At 44.1% G+C, this 23155-nt stretch carries 20 protein-coding genes, 2 tRNA genes and 1 riboswitch; of the genes, 19 read left to right on the top strand and 3 right to left on the bottom strand.

The window, feature by feature from the left end; genetic code table 11:
* Window positions 1-209 precede the first annotated feature (209 nt).
* The 6 genes from AC1EK3_RS03610 (at window position 210) to rpmF (ending at window position 4966) form a co-directional block, all read left to right on the top strand.
* Window positions 210-1547, top strand: a complete 1338-nt coding sequence (locus AC1EK3_RS03610) for a nicotinate phosphoribosyltransferase (protein WP_480033507.1) — start codon at window positions 210-212, stop codon at window positions 1545-1547.
* Window positions 1548-1698: 151 nt separating this feature from the next.
* Complete coding sequence (locus AC1EK3_RS03605; protein ID WP_480033508.1) at window positions 1699-2028, top strand: DUF3039 domain-containing protein; 330 nt, start codon at window positions 1699-1701, stop codon at window positions 2026-2028.
* A 127-nt stretch (window positions 2029-2155) separates the two neighbouring features.
* Window positions 2156-2704: a pantetheine-phosphate adenylyltransferase gene (gene coaD / locus AC1EK3_RS03600; RefSeq protein ID WP_415687953.1), complete on the top strand. Its 549-nt coding sequence runs from the start codon at window positions 2156-2158 to the stop codon at window positions 2702-2704.
* A gap of 15 nt (window positions 2705-2719) precedes the next feature.
* Window positions 2720-3754: an ATP synthase subunit B family protein gene (locus AC1EK3_RS03595; RefSeq protein WP_480033509.1), complete on the top strand. Its 1035-nt coding sequence runs from the start codon at window positions 2720-2722 to the stop codon at window positions 3752-3754.
* 2 nt (window positions 3755-3756) lie between these two features.
* A complete protein-coding gene (locus tag AC1EK3_RS03590; protein WP_480033510.1) occupies window positions 3757-4443 on the top strand; it encodes a YceD family protein in 687 nt (228 codons plus the stop codon).
* 328 nt (window positions 4444-4771) lie between these two features.
* Window positions 4772-4966, top strand: coding sequence for a 50S ribosomal protein L32 (rpmF, locus tag AC1EK3_RS03585; RefSeq protein WP_004574042.1), 195 nt, complete (start codon window positions 4772-4774; stop codon window positions 4964-4966).
* Between the two features lie 371 nt (window positions 4967-5337).
* On the opposite strand, the gene rnc is transcribed toward rpmF, so the two are convergent.
* Window positions 5338-6192, bottom strand: a complete 855-nt coding sequence (rnc, locus tag AC1EK3_RS03580) for a ribonuclease III (RefSeq protein WP_480033511.1) — start codon at window positions 6190-6192, stop codon at window positions 5338-5340.
* 127 nt (window positions 6193-6319) lie between these two features.
* On the opposite strand from rnc, the gene AC1EK3_RS03575 reads away from it, so the two are divergent.
* The 3 genes from AC1EK3_RS03575 (at window position 6320) to AC1EK3_RS03565 (ending at window position 10025) form a co-directional block, all read left to right on the top strand.
* Window positions 6320-8488 carry an ABC-F family ATP-binding cassette domain-containing protein gene (locus AC1EK3_RS03575; RefSeq protein WP_480033512.1) on the top strand — a complete coding sequence of 723 codons (2169 nt, stop codon included), beginning with the start codon at window positions 6320-6322 and terminating at the stop codon, window positions 8486-8488.
* A gap of 66 nt (window positions 8489-8554) precedes the next feature.
* Complete coding sequence (gene rph / locus AC1EK3_RS03570) at window positions 8555-9316, top strand: ribonuclease PH (protein ID WP_004105347.1); 762 nt, start codon at window positions 8555-8557, stop codon at window positions 9314-9316.
* 22 nt (window positions 9317-9338) lie between these two features.
* Window positions 9339-10025 carry a non-canonical purine NTP pyrophosphatase gene (locus AC1EK3_RS03565; RefSeq protein WP_480033513.1) on the top strand — a complete coding sequence of 229 codons (687 nt, stop codon included), beginning with the start codon at window positions 9339-9341 and terminating at the stop codon, window positions 10023-10025.
* A gap of 12 nt (window positions 10026-10037) precedes the next feature.
* On the opposite strand, the gene AC1EK3_RS03560 is transcribed toward AC1EK3_RS03565, so the two are convergent.
* Window positions 10038-10118: transfer RNA gene (locus AC1EK3_RS03560), tRNA-Leu, on the bottom strand.
* 70 nt (window positions 10119-10188) lie between these two features.
* Window positions 10189-10261: transfer RNA gene (locus AC1EK3_RS03555), tRNA-Thr, on the bottom strand.
* Window positions 10262-10480: 219 nt separating this feature from the next.
* On the opposite strand from AC1EK3_RS03555, the gene pgi reads away from it, so the two are divergent.
* The 10 genes from pgi to AC1EK3_RS03505 all read left to right on the top strand — a co-directional run bounded on the left by pgi (window position 10481) and on the right by AC1EK3_RS03505 (window position 23118).
* The gene (gene pgi, locus AC1EK3_RS03550) at window positions 10481-12175 is read left to right on the top strand and encodes a glucose-6-phosphate isomerase (protein WP_480033514.1); all 1695 of its coding nucleotides are present in this window, start codon (window positions 10481-10483) and stop codon (window positions 12173-12175) included.
* Window positions 12176-12346: 171 nt separating this feature from the next.
* Window positions 12347-12507, top strand: a riboswitch (M-box (ykoK) riboswitch).
* 104 nt (window positions 12508-12611) lie between these two features.
* Window positions 12612-12758, top strand: a complete 147-nt coding sequence (locus AC1EK3_RS03545; RefSeq protein WP_480033515.1) for a hypothetical protein — start codon at window positions 12612-12614, stop codon at window positions 12756-12758.
* A 173-nt stretch (window positions 12759-12931) separates the two neighbouring features.
* Window positions 12932-14680, top strand: coding sequence for an ABC transporter permease (locus AC1EK3_RS03540; protein ID WP_480033516.1), 1749 nt, complete (start codon window positions 12932-12934; stop codon window positions 14678-14680).
* A gap of 80 nt (window positions 14681-14760) precedes the next feature.
* Complete coding sequence (locus AC1EK3_RS03535) at window positions 14761-16275, top strand: ABC transporter ATP-binding protein (RefSeq protein WP_480033517.1); 1515 nt, start codon at window positions 14761-14763, stop codon at window positions 16273-16275.
* 247 nt (window positions 16276-16522) lie between these two features.
* Entirely contained in the window at window positions 16523-16888 is a 366-nt protein-coding gene (rplS, locus tag AC1EK3_RS03530; protein WP_415687960.1) for a 50S ribosomal protein L19, read from the top strand.
* Window positions 16889-16916: 28 nt separating this feature from the next.
* Window positions 16917-17705, top strand: coding sequence for a signal peptidase I (gene lepB, locus AC1EK3_RS03525; RefSeq protein WP_415687961.1), 789 nt, complete (start codon window positions 16917-16919; stop codon window positions 17703-17705).
* Window positions 17706-17785: 80 nt separating this feature from the next.
* Window positions 17786-18541, top strand: coding sequence for a ribonuclease HII (locus AC1EK3_RS03520; RefSeq protein WP_480033518.1), 756 nt, complete (start codon window positions 17786-17788; stop codon window positions 18539-18541).
* A 13-nt stretch (window positions 18542-18554) separates the two neighbouring features.
* A complete protein-coding gene (locus AC1EK3_RS03515) occupies window positions 18555-19658 on the top strand; it encodes a LacI family DNA-binding transcriptional regulator (RefSeq protein ID WP_480033519.1) in 1104 nt (367 codons plus the stop codon).
* A 143-nt stretch (window positions 19659-19801) separates the two neighbouring features.
* Complete coding sequence (locus AC1EK3_RS03510) at window positions 19802-22357, top strand: ABC transporter (RefSeq protein ID WP_480033520.1); 2556 nt, start codon at window positions 19802-19804, stop codon at window positions 22355-22357.
* A gap of 50 nt (window positions 22358-22407) precedes the next feature.
* The gene (locus AC1EK3_RS03505) at window positions 22408-23118 is read left to right on the top strand and encodes an HNH endonuclease family protein (protein WP_480033521.1); all 711 of its coding nucleotides are present in this window, start codon (window positions 22408-22410) and stop codon (window positions 23116-23118) included.
* The last annotated feature ends 37 nt before the right edge of the window (window positions 23119-23155 follow it).

The raw sequence follows: 23155 nt of genomic DNA, 5'->3' as shown, positions 1-23155 counted from the left end.
TTGTCGTTTTTTGGCGATATTTCGACTTTTTCTTTACAACTACGTAAAGTAATTGTCGGCTTTGCTGTTTCGTGCGTCGGTTCTTTAGCTAGCGATACAATTATTGCGATTTGGTTTTAGATTTAGCTTTAGCAATCCAATTAGATTCATATCTACTACTTATCTATTACCTAGCTGTTTTTATTTTGTTCGTTACTGAAAGGAATATCATGGCTGAGATTTCATCTGCTCTTATGACGGACATGTATGAATACACTATGCTCGACGCTGCTCTTAAAGACGGCACTGCAAATCGCAAATGCGTTTTTGAAATTTTTACGCGCCACTTGCCTCAAGGCCGTCGTTACGGAGTTGTTGCTGGCATGGGTCGCATTTTGGAAGAGTTGCAAAAATTCCATCTTTCGGAAGATGATTTACGTTTCTTAAGCGATCGCAAAATTGTTAGCGCAGAAACTATTGAATGGCTGAAAAATTTCCGATTCCGCGGTAAAATTTCCGGTTATCGCGAAGGCGAGATGTTCTTCCCTAACTCGCCAATTTTGCAAGTAGAAGGCACTTTCGGCGAGTGCACTTTGCTCGAAACTCTTCTGCTTTCTGTTCTCAATTACGATTGCGCTGTTGCGTCTGCTGCAGCTCGCATGGTTTCTGCTTCCGCAGGTCGTCCTTGCATGGATATGGGCGGCCGCCGCACAAACGAATATTCTGCAGTTGCTGCATCTCGTGCCGCAGTAATTGGCGGTTTTAAAGGTACCGCAAATCTGTTGGCTGCAAAACTTTACGGTTTAAAGGCAATCGGAACCGCAGCTCACTGCTTCACTCTTGTTCACGACACTGAGCGTGACGCTTTCACTTCTCAAATTGCAGCTCTTGGCAAAGGCACTACGCTTCTTGTTGACACTTATAATATTGAGGAAGCTGTAAAGACAGCTGTGGAAGTTGCAGGTCCAGATCTTGGCGGAATTCGTATTGATTCTGGAGATTTGTGCGCTCTGGCTCGTCGCGTTAGGAATCAGCTCGACGAATTGGGTGCTAAAAACACAAAGATTACAGTTACGAACGATTTGGACGAGTACGCTCTTGCTTCCTTACAAAATGCGCCTGTGGATTCTTACGGCATCGGCACAATGCTTGTAACCGGTTCCGGCGCTCCAACTTGCGCAATGGTTTATAAGCTTACTGAGCGCGAGGGAGCAGATGGTGTAATGCAGCCTGTTGCCAAGCGTTCTAAGAATAAAGCGACTGTGCCTGGACGTAAGTTGGCGTATCGTTCATACGATTACAGCAACGATTCTTGCGGTGTAGCTGATTGCGAACACGTGATTTCCGGTTCGGAAGTTGCGCTCGCTCAGTTTAAGCCTAAGGATTCGTGGGAAAATCTGCTAGTTGATTACATGGTCGACGGTGAAGCTGACGAACAATTTATGGGTCACGATGCGATTATGCGCGCCCAAGATTATTGCGCTTCTGCTTTAAAGCGTTTGCCTTTGGCTGCGCAAAGTTTGATGCGCGGAGACCCTGCAATACCAACAGAAATTCAAGTACTGTAAAACGTAAAGACTAGCGTTTCCGACAGCTTTTTGAGCGTTTGTTGCGATAATGCTTTATGCTTGGTTTTGCGAATAAAATTCAATTAAATTTTAGTGCGCTACGAAATTCGTTACGAAATTCGTTACACAATGCGTTACGAAAGGATGCGAGATGTTTTCATCTTTAGAAGCAGATAATGCGTTAGATGCTGTTATGGAATCTGGTTCGCAATCCGCAGATCCAGACTCTGGTTCCGGCACAAGCACTTCTGTTCTAGAACGTCCGGAAGTTGACGAAGATGCTCGTCTAGATGACGGTGGCAATGCAGATCGTTTTGCGCACTATGTGTCAAAAGACAAAATTGAAGAGTCGCGCTTAACTGGTCGACCAGTAGTAGCTTTGTGCGGTAAAGTGTGGATTCCTCGACACGAAGCAAATGACTACCCAGTTTGCCCTGAATGCAAGCGCATATACGAGGAATTAGGAAAGTTTAATTTTTAAGTAATTATGTTGCGTATTTAAGCAATTTATATTAAATATCAGCGTTACTTCTATCTTTAACGATAAAAGTAACGCTATTTTATTAATATATTTTTGTTCTGAGCACAATGGGTGATAATCTAAGAGCATGACTATAGCTGTGTGCCCCGGCTCGTATGATCCAGTCACTGCCGGCCATTTAGACGTAATACAACGTTGTACGCATCTATTTGATGAAGTACATGTGCTAGTTGCGGTAAATGCTGCAAAGACTCCGTTATTTTCTGAATCTGAGCGCGTAAAAATTATTCAAGAAGCAATAAATAATTTGCCGCAATCTAAAAATAGCTTCAATCGCGATTGCAAAATAGTAGTAACTTCAACAGCTGGTTTGATTACTGACTACTGTACAAAAGTTGGTGCTACAGTAATCGTAAAAGGCTTACGTCAAAACGGTGATTATGAGGCAGAACTTGGAATGGCGCTAGTGAATCGCAAATTAGCAGGTATCGAAACGCTTTTCCTGCCTGCTGATCCTGTGCTTGAGCATGTTTCAAGCTCTGTGGTTAAAGATGTTGCTCGTCATGGTGGAAATGTTACTGGCATGGTTCCAGATAACGTAATACCCTTATTAAAAAAGCTTTTTAATGAACAATCATTAGGCGTAGATAACAATTCACCTATGCTGAACAATTGAACAGGAGAGTAGAAGATGACAAATAAAAATGAACTTACTGACGCAACTTCTGGATTATCTAGTGAAGGAGACGACACGATGGAGCGCGAAGTGCAAGTTGATCGCAATCAAAAGCTTCCATTGCATCCAGTTCTCGCAGATGAAGAAGATGCTCAAGACGGCGTTGTAAATACAACGCAATCCGACGTGCGAAGTGCGCGTGAAGGCGACCTATTAGTTGATACAGATGCTGACAACACAGAAACGTCATCTGTTGCAGCAGTCGGAAGTGTTTCTGCTGCGGAAGATGTGCGTGGTAATGGCGCTGATAGTGCAAATAAGAACAATAAAAATAGCAAAGCAGCTTCTTCGTCAGCATTTTCTGCTTTCCCTCTTCCAGATTTACGAGAGCGAGAAGACGATGGCGTTATTGACTTTGAAGAACATGAATCTGAAACTTCAAAAGCAGATGCAGAAGCAGTAAGCGATGAAGTGCGTTCAAAGAGCCGCGCTGAATTTACTACAGTTTACGACATTATTGACGCAATGGAAGCAACGCTTTCGGAAGCAAAGAATGTTCTGTTTGCTGCAGGAATGGTAAAAATTGATCGCGATGAGTTCGTTGACCAGTTAGCACGTTTGAAAGATATGCTTCCTGTGCAATTGGAGCGAGCGTCTGCATTAATGCGAGAAGCAGAGCGACGTTTGCGTACAGCGCAAGCACAAGCAAGCTCTATTGTTTCCTCAGCGCAATCTCAATCTGCAGAAATAATTGAAGAAGCGCAAGAGCGTGCTCAATTCTTAGCAGGCCAAGAAAACGTAACGGCTTTAGCAAAACAGAAAGCTCGCGATATTCTCGCTACTGCGCAAGCAAAATCAGACAAGCTTACTCAAGGTGCGGATCAGTATTGCGCAACTGTTATGGAAGGCTTAAAGCAGCAGCTAGATAAATTAGAGCAAGACGTGCAAGCGGGTCAGCGAGTGTTAGAAGATCGTCGTCGAGCTGCAGCACACGTGCAAAACGACATTAGCTCATCATTGTATGACGATGATGAAGAGGAAAGGAATTAGTAATGGCTTCGCATCCATCCCAATCACCATGGGCTGTTCCAGTAGCGCAAATGGCTGCGCGTGCTGGTAGTAGCATGTCGTTGCATCGCGTATTTCCGGCGCCGGAAGGCATTGGGGATTACGTTATTGGCGTAAAGCCAGGCAGCGATGTTATGGTTGATGGCGATTTTGATGCTGTGGTTGACGGCTTAATGTTTCAGGGCAGTATTACTGCTCCGGTGCATGCAGAATGTACTCGATGCTTGATGCCGCTTCGTCGCGATTGGAAAGTGGATGTGTGCGTATTCTTCCCATATGCTGACTCGCGTTCTAATCGTTCTGATAATCGCAATACTCGTGGCGATGCGGATGAAGCTGAATCGCAAATTTGGGATGAAAATGACGAGTCGGGCAATGTGTATCCGCTAGTTGCGGGTGGCGATTTTGCGGATATTGAGGCTCTTATTCGCGACACGATGGTAAGTGAGTTGCCGTTGCAGCCGTTATGCGAGCCGGATTGCCGCGGACTTTGTTCTCAGTGTGGCGAAAACTTAAACGAGCATCCAGATCATCATCACGACGTTACGGATATTCGTTTTGCTGCTTTAGAGGATTTGAAAGCTCAGCTTGAGCAGAATGAAGAGCGCGACGACCTGCCTGAGCGCTGCGATTTAGCGCGCGAAGGCAACTCGGAGCGGAAACTCGCTTAGGTTGGAAGTCCAGTGGACTTCCAACGCGAGTTTCGTAGCGAGCGCTTAGAGCGCGCGCTTGTAAAGTTTCTGCCGTTTTTGGGCTGGAAAGCGGCATAAACTGCGCGCGTTTGTAAAGTTTCTGCCGTTTTTGAGCTGATTCCCGACCGAAACTTTACAGTAGTGTAAAGAAAAGGTCGTTTTTGGGCTGAAAAGCGGCATAAACTGCGCACGTTTGTAAAGTTTCTGTCGCACTAAAGAGAAATTAGGTTGCGCAATTTGTACGGCGCTTGCTGTAATATACAGAACGCTTAAGCTCAATCGATTGAACGAAATAGAGGAAAGAATTATGGCACTGCCTAAGTACAAGACCTCGCGTGCTAATACGCATTCGCGTCGCGCTAATTGGAAGGCGTCTGCCGTGCAGACTGTGACTTGCCCGAACTGCGGTTCTCAGGCATTCCCACACATGGCTTGCCCATCTTGCGGAACCTTCCGTGGTCGTGTTTACCGTGAAGCTATTCGCTCCGAGCACACCAAGTAGGTTTTATTAACAGAAACCCTGCCATCGACGGGTGGCAGGGTTTTTCTTTTTCTTGCGTATTGTTTTAGTTTATATGGCTGTGAGGTTGGGTGTTGCTAGCGCGACGACTTGCTTGAGCGCAGCATTGCGCGCGCGAAAGCAACTTGGAGCGTGAGCTTGCTCAAGTTGAAAGCACAGTGTGCTTTCAACGCAAGCTCAGCCGAACGGCGATTAGCCGTGAGGGCAGCGCTCCAAACGTGAGACAGATTCCCCGCATTTGGAGGGTTTTGGGTTGTGTGGCGCTCCAAACGTGGGAATTTTATCTCGCTTTTGGAGGGTTTATTGTTGCGCTGCGCTCCATTTGTGAGAGCATTACCTCGTGTTTGGAGCATTCACTTTTTAGTGGAATTCGCGCGCGCGTCGAGTGCGTGCCAAGCGATTTCGGCGGCTGCAAGTTGCGCTTTTCGTTTGCTAGAGCCACTTCCGACTCCCAGCACTTCGTCGCCATCCTTATGCGCCAAAACCGCGCGAGCTTCAAATACTGGAGCGTATTCTGGCCCAGAAACAGCCATTCGATACTCTGGATCTTCCAAACCCATATCGTGAGCTTTGACTGTAAGCGAAGTCTTCCAATCTAGAGCTGGTCCTTCAGTTAGCACTTCAGCCAAAGTGTCGTCAATCAAACGATGCACAACTCTGCGAGCTTCATCAATTCCATGTTCAACAAAAGTTGCACCAATAAGCGCCTCAACAATATCGCACAAAATTGAATCTTTATTGTTTCCGCCCTGCTCCATTTCTCCGCGACCGAGAAGAATATACGAGCCAACATGCAGCTTTTCGCGCGCAACAGCAGAAAGCGCCCATTCAGACACAGCTTTCGCTCGCATCTTCGCAAGCTGACCTTCAGTCATGTCGGGATGTGCAGAAAACAGCGTTTCCGTAGAAACTAACTCAAGAACAGCATCGCCCAAAAACTCAAGTCGCTCATAATTTCGTGTGCCAGGATGCTCGTGCGAGAACGAGCGGTGGGTGAGTGCTTCTACTAAAAGATCCGGCGAAATAGTTGTGCCTAAAGCGTTTAAAAGTTCCTGCGTTGGATCTCCAGGGCGAGTTTCATCGCCATCTAATCTCAAAACTCCATCTTCGTTGTGTTGCGCATGTGAGTTGTTTTGATTATTTTGATTGTGTTTGCTCTGCATATTCTGTTGATTTTGTTGATTCTGTTGATTGTTCTGAGTTTTCATAGCACGTATTATTATAGTCCACTACCAACACAAGCGCTTTGAAGCTTCGCGCTCGCATTTGCGCTCGCATTTTTTCCATATTCTCTCTATACCCTTTCGTATAAGTGTCCAGCTATATTTGTGGATTATGCCTACGTATGATTTGGGATTAGAACGAGTTTCGCTAGAATTTGCTACAAAAACGATTTTTACAGATGTAACTCAAGGTGTTTTTGAAGGCGACAGAATCGGTATTGTTGGAAAAAATGGCGACGGAAAGTCAACGCTACTTCGACTACTTGCCGGTAAAATGCAACCTGATTCTGGTCGCGTTACGAAGCGTGGTGGGCTTACTTTTGGCATGTTGGACCAGCGCGATCCATTGGACGATAACGCAACTGTGCGCGAGGCTGCTCTTGAAAATCGCGAAGATTACGAATGGGCTGCAGATCAGCGTTCGCGCGAAATTGTAGAAGCGCTTCTTGGCGGCATAAATTTGGAAGCGAAAGTAGGCACGCTTTCTGGAGGTCAGCGCAGGCGCGCAGATTTAGCAAGATTGTTGTTGCACGACTGGGATATTTTGGCTTTGGATGAGCCTACGAATCATTTGGATGTTGTGACGATTCATTGGCTTGCGGAACATCTTCTTCACCGCTGGCAGGACGGTCAAGGTGCGCTTTTGATTGTGACGCACGACCGCTGGTTCTTGGACGAAGTTTGCACTTCGATGTGGGAAGTGCACGACGGCGTAATAGATCCGTTTGAAGGCGGTTACAGTGCGTACATGCTTCAGCGAGTTGAGCGCGAACGCCAAGCGGATGTGCGCGAAGAGCGTCGCAGGAATTTGGCGAGAAAAGAGTTAGCTTGGCTTTCTAGGGGTGCTCGTGCGCGTTCTACTAAGCAAAAGTTCCACGTAAAGCAAGCGCGCGAGCTTATTGCAGATGTGCCGCCGCTAAGAGACACTCTTGAATTGAAGAAAATGGCAACTTCGCGTCTTGGTAAGCAAGTTGTTGATTTAATTGACGTTACGCAAATTTTCGACAACGCTCAGCAGCTAAAAAATATCGATCCGGATATTGCAGAAAACGCATCTTCGTTTGAATCGAATGCAGAAAAATCAAATAAAGTCGATATCGTAGAATCTGCTTTTGCGCAACCAACTCACGTAGGAAGCGTTACTATTGCCGTTGACGAAAATCAAGAAAATTCTGCGGAAAATTCTGCGGAAAATGCTGCGGAAAATACTGCTACGAGCGCGCAAAACATTTCAGAAACTTCAGCTGCATCTCGCAAAACTATTACTGGACGCATGATTTTAGACGATGCAACTTGGCTTATAGGACCAGGCGATCGTTTTGGAATTGTGGGCGCGAATGGAGCAGGAAAGTCGACATTATTAAGCATTATTGACGGATCTCTAAAGCCTACGCTTGGACACGTAAATATTGGCAAGACTGTAAAATTTGCCGTGCTTTCGCAGCGGCTAGAAGAGCTTGAAAAGCTTGGAAAATATAAAGTAAAAGAAGTTTTAAGTCGCTATAAGCCTAGCTATATTATCGATGGCAAAGAAGTGACTCCAGGTCAGCTTATGGAAAGGCTTGGTTTTAAGCCTGAGCAGCTTATGACACCAATTGCGGATCTTTCGGGCGGTCAAAAGCGACGTATGCAGTTGCTGCTGATTTTGCTAAACGAGCCAAACGTGCTGATTATGGATGAGCCTGGAAACGATCTCGACACTGACATGCTTGCAGTTATGGAAGATTTGCTCGATACTTGGCCTGGCACTTTGATTGTTGTTTCGCACGATCGCTACTTGCTTGAGCGCGTAACAGACCAGCAATTTGCGCTTATTGACGGCAAAATTCGTCACCTTCCAGGCGGTGTAGATGAGTATTTGCAAATTGTAGAAAAGTTGCAGCGCGATCACGAAAATAGCATTAGTGCTAAGAATATTAGTGGCGCTGCTAGTAACACTAGTACTGCGAGTACTACTAGTACTACTGGAACTTCAAGTACTGCTGGCGTTTCAAACACTGCGAATTTTGCAACCAAAGAAAGCCAAGAAAGTTCAGAAAGTACAGAAAGTGCGCCGAAACTCACCGGCAAAGCCTATCACGATGTTGCAAGGCGAGTTTCTGCAATCGAGCGAAAACTTTCAAAGCTTGAAGAAGAAAAGTCGCAAATTGAGGAGCAGATGGCTACACACAACCCAAGTGACTTTGTTGGGCTTCAATCTCTTAACGAAGATCTTCAAAAAAACGAGCAAGAAACCAGTGCTCTTGAGGATGAGTGGATGGAGCTTTCTGAGCAGCTTTAGTACAAAATTGCTGCGCGTTAAGAAGATGAAATAGAAGATAACAGCCACGTGCTAAATTTGTGAGGTATGACTCAAATCAAGGATATGCTGGAATCTGTAAAACCAATTCGCGTTGACGGTCGTAATGTTGACGAGCTGAGACCTGTGCGCATAACACGTAAATTTACTGATGTTCCTGAAGGTTCTGTGCTTATTGAGTGCGGTAATACGCGCGTAATGTGCACTGCAACTTTTACGGTTGGTGTGCCTCGTTGGCGTAGAGATTCCGGTTTGGGTTGGGTAACTGCCGAATATTCTATGCTTCCTAGAGCAACAGCTGAGCGAACTGATCGCGAATCTGTGCGTGGAAAAATTGGTGGTCGTACTCACGAAATTAGTCGTCTTATTGGTCGCTGCTTGCGCGGTGTAGTCGATATGAAAGCAATGGGTGAGTGCCAGATTCAGATTGATTGCGACGTGTTGCAAGCGGATGGTGGAACTCGTACTGCTTCCGTAACCGGAGCTTATGTAGCTTTGGTAGATGCGCTTAATTGGGCAGAAAAGAATGGTCATATTCGCTCTGCTGCAAGTGTTATTAAGGATTCTATTTCCGCTGTTTCTGTAGGCGTTATTAACGGCACGCCTATGCTTGATTTGCCTTATGTTGAAGACAGTCAAGCTATGACAGATATGAACGTAGCTATGACAGGTTCCGGCACTTTCATTGAAATTCAAGGCACTGCAGAACATCGTCCGTTTAATCGCGACGAATTAAATACGTTACTTGATTTGGCAACTAAAGGTAATCGCGAATTGCAAGCTGCTCAAAAAGCCGCTTTAGCAAAATAGAAGAGATTGAAGGAGAACGGGCGTGAAGCTTATTGTGGCAACACATAATGAGGGAAAACTCGTTGAAATCAAGCAAATTTTAGAGGAGCAATTGTCGAAGCTGGCAAACAGTTTCGAGTTAGTAACTGCAGGTTCTCTTGGTTTGCCTGATCCTGTGGAAACTGGCGTAACTTTTGAACAGAATGCTTTGCTCAAAGCGCGTGATGTTGCTGCAAGAACAGGTTATCCAGCTATTGCAGACGATTCGGGTCTTATTGTCGACGTGCTTGGTGCTGCACCTGGTATTCTTTCTGCCAGGTGGAGTGGTGTTCATGGAGATGATAAAGCTAATAATGAGCTTCTTTTGCGCCAACTTTCTGATATTCCAGATCAATGTCGTACTGCTCGTTTTCGTTGTGCTGCAGCTCTTGCTATTCCGGATGGGTGCAGTGAGGTTCCTGAAGGCAGTGTTATGTCGCATTCTCACGGCTTTGAGACTGTTCGAGTCGGAGAAATGGTTGGTCACTTGTTGCGCGAGGAGCACGGAACTAACGGTTTCGGCTATGATCCGCTATTTGTGCCAGATATTCAGCCTATTCGCGATGGTGTGCAAATGAAAGGTTTGACTAGCGCAGAGTTGACTCAAGAAGAAAAGAATGCTATTTCTCACAGAGGTAATGCTTTGCGCGCTCTTTTGCCAGAGTTGAAAGCATTATTTATTACTGAGTAAGCGAAAATTTCGTGCGCGAGATGGGACTTGAACCCACACGTCGTAAGACACAGGAACCTAAATCCTGCGCGTCTACCATTCCGCCACTCGCGCATAGACTCATATAAATAATCGAGCGAATAAAAACAAATCAAAAGTATTAATACACTCGAGTGAGTCAGAGAGCCGCTTGACAGAATCGAACTGTCGACCTTCTCATTACGAGGGAGACGCTCTACCGACTGAGCTAAAGCGGCATTGTTGCCCGAGACGCATTCGCGACTCGCGCACAAGAAAAACATTTTATCGTATTTTTTTAAATTTGTCCACTTTGGCGCGCCGCGAATTATCAGTGTGATTGTGTTCATTTTTGTGTTAAGCTTCGCGTGTTTCTGTCTGCTTTTGTGAGTATCTTGTGAATTGGACTATAGTGACGATTGCTGTCACGTAAGTTGAAGAAATGAAAGGACCTAGAAATGGCCATCAATCCGCCAGTTGACGCCGTAAAAACCCCAGAGTGGGCTGCATTGCAGAAGCATTACGACGAGTTGCAATCAGAAGGCGTTTGCCTGAAGAAGTGGTTTGCCGAGGATGCAAATCGCGTGGATAAGTTGAGCTTCGAAGCTGGAGATCTCCACTTCGATCTTTCTAAGAATTTAATTAAGCCTGAAACTCTTAAGCTTTTCGCAGACCTTGCAAAGGCAGTTAAGCTTGATGAGCGCACCAAGGCAATGTACACCGGTGTGCACATTAACAATACAGAAGATCGTGCAGTTCTGCACACTGCTTTGCGTCGTCCTGCAGAGGATGCTGGCAAGTTCATTGTTGATGGTCAAGATACCGTTGCAGACGTGCGTGAAGTATTGGGTCGCATTTACGATTTCGCTAACGAAGTTCGTTCCGGCGCTTGGAAGGGCGTTACCGGCAAGAACATCAAGACTGTTGTAAACATTGGTATCGGTGGTTCTGACTTGGGTCCAGTCATGGTTTACGAAGCCTTGAAGCCATATGCTGACGCCGGCATTAGCGCTCGCTACGTTTCTAACATTGATCCAAACGACATGGCAGAAAAGACCAAGGATTTGGATCCAGAAACCACGCTTTTCATCATTGTTTCCAAGACCTTCACCACTTTGGAGACTTTGACTAACGCTCGCACCGCTCGTACCTGGTTGCTTAACAAGCTTCAGGAGTCCGGCGCTATTGACGGAAGCGACGCAAAGAAGGCTGAAGCTGTTGCTAAGCACTTCGTGGCTGTTTCCACCAACCTCGAAAAGGTTGAAGAGTTCGGCATTAACCCAACCAACGCTTTTGGCTTCTGGAACTGGGTTGGCGGTCGTTACTCTGTGGATTCCGCTGTCGGCACTTCTTTGGCTGTTGTCCTCGGCCCAGAGCGCTTCGAAGAGTTCTTGAAGGGCTTCCACGCAATCGATACCTACTTCGCTGAGACTCCATTCGAGAAGAATGTTGTTGTGCTTCTCGGTATGCTCAACGTTTGGTACCGCAACTTCTACAAGGTTGCTTCTCACGCTGTGCTTCCATACGATCAGTACTTGCACCGCTTCCCAGCTTATTTGCAGCAGCTCACCATGGAATCCAACGGTAAGTCTGTGCGCTGGGACGGCACTCCTGTAACAAGCGAAACCGGCGAAATCTTCTGGGGCGAGCCAGGCACCAACGGCCAGCACGCTTTCTACCAGTTGATTCACCAGGGCACTCAGCTTATTCCAGCTGACTTCATTGCTTTCGTGAACACGCCAAATCCTACTAAGGATGGCGATCAGGATGTGCACGAGCTCTTCTTGGGCAATTACCTTGCACAGACTAAGGCTCTTGCTTTCGGCAAGACTGCTGACGAAGTTCGCGCTGAAGGCACTCCAGAAGAGATTGTGCCAGCTCGCGTGTTCAAGGGCAACCGTCCAACCACGTCCATTTTCGGCGATTCTTTGACTCCATTTAGCTTGGGCGAGCTTATTGCTCTCTACGAGCACATTACCTTCGTTGAAGGCACTGTGTGGGGCTTGGATTCCTACGATCAGTGGGGTGTGGAGCTTGGTAAGCAGCTTGCAAAGCAGATTACTCCTGCAATCTCTAAGGATGATGATGCTTTGGCAGCTCAGGATGCTTCTACCCAGAGCTTGATTCGCTTCTATCGCGCTCATCGCAAGTAAGATAGTAGTCATATAGGCAATCGTTTTTAGCGATTGTTGATTTATAAGCCTCTTGGCGTTAATTCACCAAGAGGCTTTTTGTTTAGCATCTGTCGTTGAGTTTTGTAAGTTTCAAATGCATCGCAATATGTTTTGCTGCATGTTGACACAGTTGCAACAATAATTTATAATGAGCACGGTCGGTAGGTAAGGCTACCACGGGGATACGGGTTGCTGCCGCAACACAGTGGAGACACTGCACGCTGGTTAACAGTCGTTGTCGAATTCAAGGCTTCGACTAATGCAACGCCACCGCCCTGCGAAGCTGAAGCTTGAACGACGTGGCACGCTTAGCATGCGTTTGTGTGTTTTGGTGCGCCTCTGTTCTCTTGTAGACCTCCGATTCAATGATGAAGATTTGCGCCGGCAGCGCACTAACTTAAGGAGGTGATTTGCCGTGAAACATGACAGTAAAAGCCATAATTCTAGTACTCGTACTGATGAAGGCTCCGACACTATTGGCAGTAGTAGTTCGGATGTTCCTCCTGAATATATGAAGCCGGCAATCGCCGAATTTAGGTTGCAAAACTTGCGAAATATATAACTTACGAAATATAACTTACGAAATATAATTTGTGGAGTTAAAACGTGAGTTCTAGTTATTTGCGCCTGTAACGTAATCAATGGTGATACGGCTACGCAAGAATTTACACAAGAAAAGTTACGCAGATATTTACGAAAGAATTTACGAAAATCTAAATATTCGAGGACTTTATTATGACCGTATTTACAACTTCGCGCAAAGAAAGCGCAGGCGCGCAAGTCGACGAGAACACTCGTTTCTGGTCGGATATTATTGTGTGCGTTGGCATTATTGCCGTTTTTGGCGTAACTGCCTTCCTTATTCAACGCATAAATCAGCCGATTGGTCCAAGTGGCATACCATCTAAGGTGTCCACGGACTTAATCAATCTGCCTTACTACACTTTGCGCTCAGTATTTCGCATGCTGATCGCATTAGTTGCATCTCTTATCTTTACTATTGTTTATGGCTCTCTTGCAGCTCGCAGTCGTAGGCTTGGCAAGGTGCTTATTCCTCTTCTAGATATTTTGCAATCAGTTCCAATTCTTGGCTTCCTTTCGGCAACTGTCACTATTTGGTTGGTAATTTTCCCTGGATCGATGCTTGGTGTTGAAGCCGCTTCGATTTTTGCTATTTTTACAAGTCAAGCATGGAATATGACTTTTTCGTTCCACCGTTCGCTGCTCAGCGAGCCAAAGGAACTGGATGAGGCAGTTCGTAGTTTGCAACTCACGCATTGGCAACGTTTCTGGGTGCTAGACATGCCTAACGCAATGATTCCGCTGCTTTGGAATTGCATGATGTCTGTTGGAGGCGGATGGTTCTTCCTTACAGCTTCGGAAATGATTTCCGTAAATAATCACACTTACGCTCTTCCTGGCATCGGTAGTTTTGTGGCACAAGCTGCTGCCGAAAATAAGCTTGGTCTTATTTGGTGGGCTATTTTGTCGATGGTGATTGTTGTTTTGGCACTTGACTTCTTCTTATGGAAACCGCTTACAGCTTGGGCTGAGCGTTTCCGTATTACGCAAAGCGCATCTGATAATGAGCGTCACAGTGCTATTTTGACTCTTATTCGTCACTCTCATGCAGATGAAGTTATTAGTAAACTGTTTTTGCCAATTCGCGAGTGGCTCGAAAAAGTAACGCGCCCATTCGGTCGCACAGGCTCCAAGTGGCCTCATAAGGCTGCTCAGCATAAGCTTGGTGATTGGGTATTTAACGTTATTATGATAATTATTGTGGCTGCTGGCGCTGCTCATATGCTTTACTTTGTGTATACAACTGCAGGTTTGCATGAGTTTATTACTGCAGGCATGCTTGGTGGCATCACTTTTATGCGCGTTGCTGCGTTGATTTTAATAAGCTCGCTTATTTGGGTTCCTGTTGGTGTTGTAATCGGCATGAATCCTAAGATTTCGCGTATTATGCAGCCTATAGTGCAAATTCTTGCTAGCTTCCCAGCAAACTTCATATTCCCGTTTGCTATGGCTTGGTTTATGGCTTGGCATATTGATCTTGGTTGGGGAAGCATTATTTTGATGGCTCTTGGCACGCAATGGTACATTCTGTTCAATGTTATTGCAGGTGCTAGTGCTATTCCTGATGATTTGCGTGAAATGACGCGCAGCTTCCGCTTGGATCGTACTTTGCGATGGAAGACGCTTATTTTGCCGTCTATTTTCGGTTCATGGTGCACTGGCGGTATTACAGCTGCAGGCGGTGCATGGAATGCTTCGATTGTGTCTGAGATTGTGGAATATGGAAAGAACCACATGGAAACTCAGGGTTTGGGTGCATATATTACTAATGCAACCACTTTAGGAGATTCTGCGCGCACTTTAGTTGGCGTAACTGTTATGAGCTTGATTGTTGTTTTAAGCAACCGATTATTCTGGTCGCCAATGCAACGTATTTCCGAAAAACGTTACGTATTGAATTAATCGATTAACAAATCGACTAATAAAATTTACTAATAAATCGCTTAAAATAACAAAATTTTATGAAAAAGATTGGCAAAATTATGAATACTTTAAATAGCAATGCAAAAAAAGTGCAATCCTCAATTACAAGCGATATTATCGACGCAAAGCACATCAGTCAAAGCTTCACTTCTGACAGTGGCACTACTCAGCACGTTTTGCACGATATTTCTTTCACTCTTCGCGAAGGTGAAATCGTGGCAATATTGGGACGCTCTGGTGCTGGAAAATCAACTTTCCTACGCACAATGGCTGGTCTTGTGCAGCCAACAGAAGGCACTGTAACGTACCGCGGACGCGAGCTGACAGGCCCAAACCCAGGGGTTGCAATCGTATTTCAAACCTTCGCTCTTATGCCGTGGCTTACCGTACAAGACAATGTGGAACTTGGATTGCGTGCTAGAGGCGTTAGTAAAGAAAAGCGTACTGAGCTTGCTTTAGCTGCAATTGACGCAATCGGTTTGGACGGCTTTGAAACAGCGTATCCTAAGGAGCTTTCCGGCGGTATGCGTCAGCGAGTTGGTATTGCGCGCGCGTTGGTGCTACGACCGGATGCATTGTTTATGGACGAGCCATTTTCTGCTCTCGATGTGCTTACTGCAGAAAACTTGCGTCAGGAAGTTCTTAAGCTTTGGTCTAGCGAAGAGCGAGATATTAAGTCTGTGCTTATTGTGACGCACAATATTGAAGAAGCTGTGCAAATGGCTGATCGCGTTGTGGTTCTTGGATCTCATCCAGGTCACTTAATTGCTGATGTGAATGTTGATTTGCCTCGTCCTCGAGATAAGCACAGTGCTGAATTTGAAGCGATGGTTGATAATCTGTATGCTATTTTGACTGGTTCTGCTCCAGAAAGCACTGCAGAGCAAGACGCTTGCGAAGATGCTGATTCTCAAGATCAAGCAAATAATGCAACTAATGAAGATGCTGAAGATAACGAAGCTGCAGCAATTGCAGATATGCTTATTCAGCGCCACCATGACGATGAAGATGAAGATAAGCAAAGTGAGGATGAAGCTGAAGCAGGTGAGGCAAAGGCAGAACCTGTGGCTGTTCGTTTGCTTCCAAATGCTACACCAGGTGGCATGGCTGGTTTGCTTGACGTGATTTCTGAAAGCCCAGATGGCATTGATTTGGCTGATTTGGCAGCTGATTTGTCGTTTGAGATTGATGATTTGTTCCCACTTGTCGATGCTGGCACGATGCTTAATTTGCTTACTGCAGAAAACGGTCATATTACTATTACTTCTGAGGGTGAAGAGTGGCATAATGCCGATATTTTGCACAGTAAGCAAGTTTTTGCTCGTCTTGCGATTGAACATGCGCCTCTTGTGCACGCAATTGATCAAGCTTTGAGTAGGAATCGTAACGGAAAGCTTCGTGGCGAGCTGATTTTGGATTTGTTGCGCAGTAAGCACACTGATGCTTTGGCACGTCAGCAGTTTGATATTGCAATTAGCTGGGGTCGTTACGGCGAGTTGTTTGATTATGACGCTGATGATGACGAGTTGACTCGTACAGTTGAAACTGCTCCTCTCGATGGAGTTGTGCGCTGAAATAGTGCGGAATAGTGCGGAATTATGCTCAATAATGTCCATTATTGAGCATAAATTTGGTACTTGTATGCTTTCGATAAAGGGATGCCGCATAGTTCTTTTATCTTTTAGGTCTAGTCGCTTCTTATTTAAGATTGCGCGGATCGGAAGCCCCCTAAAAAGCGAACTTTTTGGGGAAAGATTTGCGTAGCGCATTTGTTGCTAACGCTTACTATGCGTCGATATGCGGCGGCGATGGAGGAATATTATGGTAAATGCTGTAGAAGCATTTGATGCTAAGCATCTTAAGGCTGCTGAAGAAATTCCAGCTTTCCGTCCTGGCGATACCGTTGACGTCAACGTGAAGATTCAGGAAGGTAATAACTCTCGTATTCAGACCTTTACCGGCGTTGTTATCGCTCGTAAGGGTGCTGGCGTGCGTGAAACTTTCGTAGTTCGTAAGGTGAGCTTCGGAACTGGTGTTGAGCGTCGCTTCCCACTCCATTCTCCAGCTATCGATTCGATTAAGCTGGTTCGTAGCGGTCGCGTTCGTCGCGCTAAGCTTTACTACTTGCGCGCTTTGCGTGGTAAGGCTGCTCGTATTGCTGAGCGTCGCGATAACTCTGCTAAGTAAAATAGAACTTATGTGAAGGGTATTTGTTATGACTGATGACACGCAAATTAGCGATACTCATATCGTTTCAGTAGCGGGTCATGGTATAGATCCTTCACCGGTTCCACCAGAGCCGGAAGGAGATTTACCTTCCGGCTCTCGCATGTTTAAGCGCAAAAATAGAAAAGGTAAGCATTTTGCACATTCTAAGCGTGCTAAAAATGACCGCCTAACTTTGCGCGATGCTATAACATGGTTCGGTATTCCAGTATTAGTAGTGATACTTATTCGTGTATTCCTATTTGGAGCTTACACAATTCCTTCTGGCTCTATGCTAGATACTATTCATATTGGCGATTATGTTATTACGACTAAGCTAACTCCGCGCTTATTCCCATTAAAACGTGGAGATATTGTTGTTTTTGAGGATCCTGCACATTGGTTGAGTGGTGAAAATTCTTCCGGTGCTGTTGGCAAGGATTTAATTAAGCGTCTTATCGGTTTGCCTGGAGATACTGTTGAATGTAAAGGCGCTGGGCAGCCTATTGTTGTGAACGGTGTTCCAATACGAGAATCTTCCTATATTCGTCCTGGTGTTGACCCGAGTGCTTTTCCGTTTAAAGTAAAAGTCAAAGCCGGTCACGTGTTTGTTTTGGGCGATAATCGTTCTAATTCTGCAGATTCACGATACCATCGCAATGATGGCGATGACGGTTTAGTTCCTATTTCCAAAATCGAGGGCGTTGCTGTGTTTAGATCGTGGCCGCTTGATCGAATTGGTCTTTTAGACGAACACCATGATGATTTTAAAGATGTGCCTGATCGTCCTGCAAAATAAAAGTATTAGCGCAATTGTTATCAACACAATTAGTATTAACGAAATTGTGTTAGCACGACTTGTATCTACTGATTTTAATTATGCCAAATAAATCATCCAATATACCGCTTATTCCATCGTTTAAATATGAGAAAGATCTGCTTTGCGAAGGCTATGATTGGGTTATTGGTCTTGACGAAGTAGGAAGAGGCTCTCTTGCAGGTCCTGTGATGGTAGGAGCTGCAGTTATTGGAATTAAACAAGTAAAAGAAAACTATATGCCTGAAGGCTTAGCTGATTCTAAATTGCTTAGTGAAAAGCGTCGAGAAGAGCTTTATGAACCGTTGCAAAAATGGTGTACAACTTGGGCAGTCGGGTCTTGCACTAACACAGAAATTGATGAGTGGGGTATTAGCTATGCGCTTGGTGTCGCTGCGTTAAAAGCAATTTCTAAAGTTGAGGAAGATATTAAAAAGCTAAGTTTTAGCGTAAATGCGGATTCTGGTGCAAAGTTGGGTGCAAATTCGTGTGCAAATTCAAACTTTTGTATTGCAGCAATATTGGATGGACCTTGCGATTATATTGACAAAGTCGCAAATACTTTTGACGCTCCTTACGTTCCTGAGCCTGTAAAAGTTCATACTTTAGTAAAAGCAGACAGACAGTGCGCGAGCGTAGCTGCAGCTGCAGTTTTGGCAAAAGTTACTAGGGATAATCTTATGGTATCTCTTGCTAAAAATCCGCAATATGCAGCCTATGATTGGGCAAGTAATAAGGGTTACGGTTCTTTAGCTCATCGCAATGCCATTAAAAAAGTAGGTCCTAGCGATTTGCATAGACTGTCTTGGCATTTATAAGCGAGGGGTATATATGGCGAAAAATGAAGCAAAACGCGTGTCAATGATCGATGTTGCGCACGCTGCTGGTGTAAGTCATCAAACTGTTTCTCGCGTTATTAATAATTCTCCTGATGTTTCTGCTAGCACGCGAATTAAAGTTCTGCGAGTTATTGAGCAGCTTAGGTATTATCCGAGTAACTCAGCACGCGCATTAGCAACTAAGAAATCGCGTACTTTAGGGCTTATCGTTGGTGCAGAAAATAGAACATCTCGAAACATTATTGCTCCTATAGAAGCGCAAGCAAAATCTCGCGGTCTTTTTCTTTCTATTAGCATGGTCAACGAAACGTTATGCGAACAAAGTGATATTCAAGATTTATGCGAGAGTTTTGAAGAGCAAAATGTCGACGGATTAATAATTGACGCTCCAACAGACGCAATATTTACGTCACTGTGTCGTACGCGTATTCTTAAGCCATGCGTATGCGTTACTGCTACTCATGGTGCAATAAGCGCGCATGAAGGCATGAATATGTTGCGCTCTCATAGCAACGTTGAGTATTCAATGATTGGTATTAATCAATCTCGCGCAATGAACGATATTGTGTCACTTATTGCGCATTATGGACACAGAAATGCCATTTATATAGCAGGTCCTTCGCAATGGAGAGGCGCTGCAACGCGACTCATTGCATGGCGTTCACTTTCAACTGCTCAAGGTATTCATTCGCATATTGTGCAATGTACTTCGTGGAAGTCTTCTGAAAGCTACGCGCGAATGAATCATATGATTGAGAAATTTGGCATAGATGGTATTGCGTTGCCGACTGTTATTGTTGCTTCAAGCGATGAGCAGGCAGTAGGAGTTGTGCGTTCCTTGTATGAGCACGGTTTGAAAATTCCAAATGATATTAGTGTTGTTGGCTTCGGCGATATTCCGGCAATAAGTGATTTTTTCCCACCTCTTACAACTGTAAGTCTAGATATGCAGCAATTAGGGTCGTTGGCAGTGCGTGAAGCTTTGAGATTGATGAATCATGGGCCTGAGCCAGCATTCCCAGATATGTCTCATGGAGTTGGGCAAATACCTGCTAGCTTAAAATTGCGTTCTTCTATTGGTGCCGTATTGAGATAATTTTGCGATGCTGCAAAATGGCTTAAAATCAGCATAATTACGCGGATGCCGGCGTGTTGATGGTGTGTGTGAAGCGTAATCTTAACATCAGTTGGGAGTGTGTGGGTTTTGAATGAATATGGAATAAAGAAAAGGATCGGGAGATGATAAATCGCTGCTTTGCGTTCGTGCCAGGAATTAAGCATCTAGTTGTTTTAAGGTCGGCGTGTCTTGCGATTTCTTATCTTGTAAACATAGCTTTTGTCTACGTTTGCGTTGGTATGTTGTCTCCAGTATTAAGGCCTGTTCGTTCTACTGGAACTTCTTTAATGAGTTCTGTTGAATTTACGTCTTACATTATTGCTTTAGCTGCGATTATTTTGCTGAAATACGCAGTTTTTTACTGGTCGTGTACTGTTTGTGCAGAAATTGAGTCGCGAATAGCTATGCGTTTGCGTCCTAAAATGTTGCACGCAATGTTATCTCTACGCTCTGTGGATGTTGAAGATTCTAATTACGTTACTTCTTTGCGCGTAAATGAAGATATTTTTGCAATACAAAGTTTTGTTGCTTCTTTAGTTCCACAAATTATTGCAGCTATTCCTGTTCCTGTAGTCGTTTCTGCAGTACTATTTACAGTTAACCCTGCTATAGCTGGTATTTGCGCATTAGCTGCATTGTTTAATGTTGCTTCTCTTATATTCTCGTTGGCGCTAAGCCCAGTATCGTGGCGTTGCGTAAGTGCATTATTTGCATATGTTGTTGCTGGATTTGCAATTGTTGCAACTGTTTGGTTATCTTCTGTTAAAGGTGTAGGTCTTGCTGCAGCTCTGTTAACAATGCCTTTGTTAATGTTAAGCGTCCAACCATTGAGAATTGTTGGTAAGAATATGCATGTAGTCAAACATGCTGTTACTGGTTTGGATCATGTTGAAGCATTGCTGAAAATGGTTACTGATTCTCCTGCTCCAATAGCATTTAGCGACGATGGTTCAACGTTATCTTTGCCTGATGGTTCCACCAATGTCGCTTTGCGTATGCGATGCAATATTTCGGAAAATAATGCGAATACTAATGAAGCTCAGCGTTTATCGATAATTGCAAAATCTGGTGAATTGCAAGTTATTCCAAGCAAATATCATCATGTTATGCGTGAGAAAATACTTTCTGGCACAGGTTTTAATAAATCTGCTGACATATTGCTTTCTTATAGCGATCGTTATGATATTCATGAAGACGACGTTTCTCCATTTGTAGTTTCTGAAGTATTTGACGCAAACGATAGTGCATCTTACTTGTCGTTGAATGATGCAAGTTCTGCAGCTTTAGCAGATATTGTTACTATAGTTAGCGAACGAAGTCATCTATTTTCCACAACATTGCGAGAAAACTTACTTTTGGCTGCTCCAACAGCTACGACCACTGCAATGTGGGACGCATTGCGAGCTGTGCGAATAGATGGTGTTGTTTATGCTGATTACGACGGTCTAGATATGCCGATAGATAGGCTTCTTAATAATCCTGAAGCATCCTATAATTCTGAAGATTTAAAGCGTCGCATTATTCTTGCTAGAGCAATTTTAAGACATACTAGAGTATACGTTTTTGATTATTCTCAATGTGATATTAGCAATCATGAAGCTGAAGAAATTGTTAAAATATTGCGTCGCATAGCGCGTTATGCGAATGTAATAGTTTTAATGCCAAATGATGCTGGAATTAGCGCAACTGATGAAATAGCAACTGTAGAATCGTATCGCCATGTTGCTAATGATAGTTCTAAAAATATTACGCAACTAAATAAATTAAACGAATCGCAAAACTCACAAAGCGTTGAGCAAACGCAGACTACTCAGCAAGATTCTAATAAAAACAAGAATATTTCTTCTATTGCAAGTATTGCTTACACTTATGAAGTGAGAACAGTCTCAAGGTTTAAGCGTGCTATTTTTGCTTTTATATCAATGTTTAGTACTGCTCTCAATCTTGTTTCTGCAGTATGTATTCCTGTTGCTATTGTTTCAGCAATGTTTGCTGTTGCAGGACGTCCAATATTTGGTTTTGTAATGCAACAGTGCGTGATTGTTGCTGTTGCTTGTATGGCAGTTCGTGCATTAACTCTTGTTACAACATTTGCAGGTGTAGATATACATCACGAACGTTGGCATAAAGCTCATATCAGCATGAATGTTGGAATGATATTTGCAGTTGTGCCTCTTATGGTTGTTTTGTACTATTTCAATGCGAATTTGTCTTATGTAGCTATTGCTTCGTGCGTGTTTATTATGTTTATTGTTCCTCGATACTTACTTATACGCTCCAAGCATATTGCAAATAAAGTGCGCATTGAACAACATGAAGTTGAGAATGAAGTAAGTGATATTGAGCTTGGTATCGATGAAGTACTTGCATTTAGGCAAGGTGAGCATTGTGTTAATCGAATGGTTTCTTCAATGCATAAAGTTTCTCAACAAAGAATGCGTTTGGCTCGTAAAAGTGGAGGCATGTCGGCACTTGTTCTTGCTATATCGTTAATTAGCATTTCTGTAGCAGCACTAGTGGTTTCTCATACTATTCATCCAGTTCCAGCTAATATTCCAGCATGGAGCACGGTTTATGCCGTTATGGCAATGGTTTTGCTTGTAATTATGATTCAACAAGTTGTAGATGTTGTTTTACAAAGAATACCGTCTGTTATGAGAGTTAAAAGCAGTAACTAATATTAATTTAAAAATATAAAATATGCATAAGTTAGGTTGGGGGACTGAACATGCGTAAGCGTTTTAACAAGAGGCAGCTTCTTGCGCTGTTTTGGATGCTGTTGTTTGCTGTTTTATGTGGGATTGTTATTGGTCTGTTGCTTCCTAAAATAAACAGTAGCGTTGGGAAGATTACAGGAGAATATGAAGCAAGCGGAGAAGCTGCGCAAGCATTGAAAAAATTGCGTATATCTAAGCCTTATCGTTACGGGTACGAGCGTCAAGTATTCGGATATCGTACTACTGACGATGACGGTAACGGATGTGACGTTAGGGAAGACGTTTTAACGCGTGATTTACAAAATGTGAAATACAAGTACGCAGGATCCTGCCAAGTGCGTTCTGGTTTGCTGCATGATCCGTATACTGGCAAAGATATTAACTTCGTGCGTGGGCGAAAAACTAGTGCCTTAATTCAAATAGATCATGTTGTTGCATTACAAAATGCGTGGGAATCTGGAGCATGGAAATGGAATCGTGCAAAACGATTAAAATTTGGCAACGATATGATGAATCTACTCGCGGTTGAAGGAGCTGCTAATCAAGAAAAAGGTTCCGCGTCCGCAGCTTACTGGCTTCCTTCAAACAAAACCTTTAGGTGCGAATATGTTGCTAGACAAATAGCTGTTAAATATAAATATGGTTTAACTGTAACTCGCGAAGAAAAGCAGAGTATGGAAAGCGTATTGCATAACTGTTCTGCACAAAAATTACCAAATTAAAGATTTCGCTCAACTTAGTATTCGTGAAGAGACTTGG

Source organism: Gardnerella sp. C0026F2 (assembly GCF_056590715.1).
This window is presented reverse-complemented; position numbering and strand designations above follow the sequence as displayed.

Excerpts from the sequence above, each read along its gene's own strand:
- AC1EK3_RS03575 (WP_480033512.1), top strand. The coding sequence starts at position 6,320 with ATGCCTACGTATGATTTGGGATTAGAACGAGTTTCGCTAGAATTTGCT.
- AC1EK3_RS03510 (WP_480033520.1), top strand. The coding sequence starts at position 19,802 with ATGATAAATCGCTGCTTTGCGTTCGTGCCAGGAATTAAGCATCTAGTT.
- pgi (WP_480033514.1), top strand. The coding sequence starts at position 10,481 with ATGGCCATCAATCCGCCAGTTGACGCCGTAAAAACCCCAGAGTGGGCT.
- lepB (WP_415687961.1), top strand. The coding sequence starts at position 16,917 with ATGACTGATGACACGCAAATTAGCGATACTCATATCGTTTCAGTAGCG.
- AC1EK3_RS03535 (WP_480033517.1), top strand. The coding sequence starts at position 14,761 with ATGAATACTTTAAATAGCAATGCAAAAAAAGTGCAATCCTCAATTACA.
- AC1EK3_RS03515 (WP_480033519.1), top strand. The coding sequence starts at position 18,555 with ATGGCGAAAAATGAAGCAAAACGCGTGTCAATGATCGATGTTGCGCAC.
- AC1EK3_RS03590 (WP_480033510.1), top strand. The coding sequence starts at position 3,757 with ATGGCTTCGCATCCATCCCAATCACCATGGGCTGTTCCAGTAGCGCAA.
- coaD (WP_415687953.1), top strand. The coding sequence starts at position 2,156 with ATGACTATAGCTGTGTGCCCCGGCTCGTATGATCCAGTCACTGCCGGC.
- AC1EK3_RS03540 (WP_480033516.1), top strand. The coding sequence starts at position 12,932 with ATGACCGTATTTACAACTTCGCGCAAAGAAAGCGCAGGCGCGCAAGTC.
- AC1EK3_RS03505 (WP_480033521.1), top strand. The coding sequence starts at position 22,408 with ATGCGTAAGCGTTTTAACAAGAGGCAGCTTCTTGCGCTGTTTTGGATG.
- rnc (WP_480033511.1), bottom strand. The coding sequence starts at position 6,192 with ATGAAAACTCAGAACAATCAACAGAATCAACAAAATCAACAGAATATG.
- rplS (WP_415687960.1), top strand. The coding sequence starts at position 16,523 with ATGGTAAATGCTGTAGAAGCATTTGATGCTAAGCATCTTAAGGCTGCT.
- AC1EK3_RS03595 (WP_480033509.1), top strand. The coding sequence starts at position 2,720 with ATGACAAATAAAAATGAACTTACTGACGCAACTTCTGGATTATCTAGT.
- rpmF (WP_004574042.1), top strand. The coding sequence starts at position 4,772 with ATGGCACTGCCTAAGTACAAGACCTCGCGTGCTAATACGCATTCGCGT.
- AC1EK3_RS03520 (WP_480033518.1), top strand. The coding sequence starts at position 17,786 with ATGCCAAATAAATCATCCAATATACCGCTTATTCCATCGTTTAAATAT.
- rph (WP_004105347.1), top strand. The coding sequence starts at position 8,555 with ATGACTCAAATCAAGGATATGCTGGAATCTGTAAAACCAATTCGCGTT.
- AC1EK3_RS03605 (WP_480033508.1), top strand. The coding sequence starts at position 1,699 with ATGTTTTCATCTTTAGAAGCAGATAATGCGTTAGATGCTGTTATGGAA.
- AC1EK3_RS03610 (WP_480033507.1), top strand. The coding sequence starts at position 210 with ATGGCTGAGATTTCATCTGCTCTTATGACGGACATGTATGAATACACT.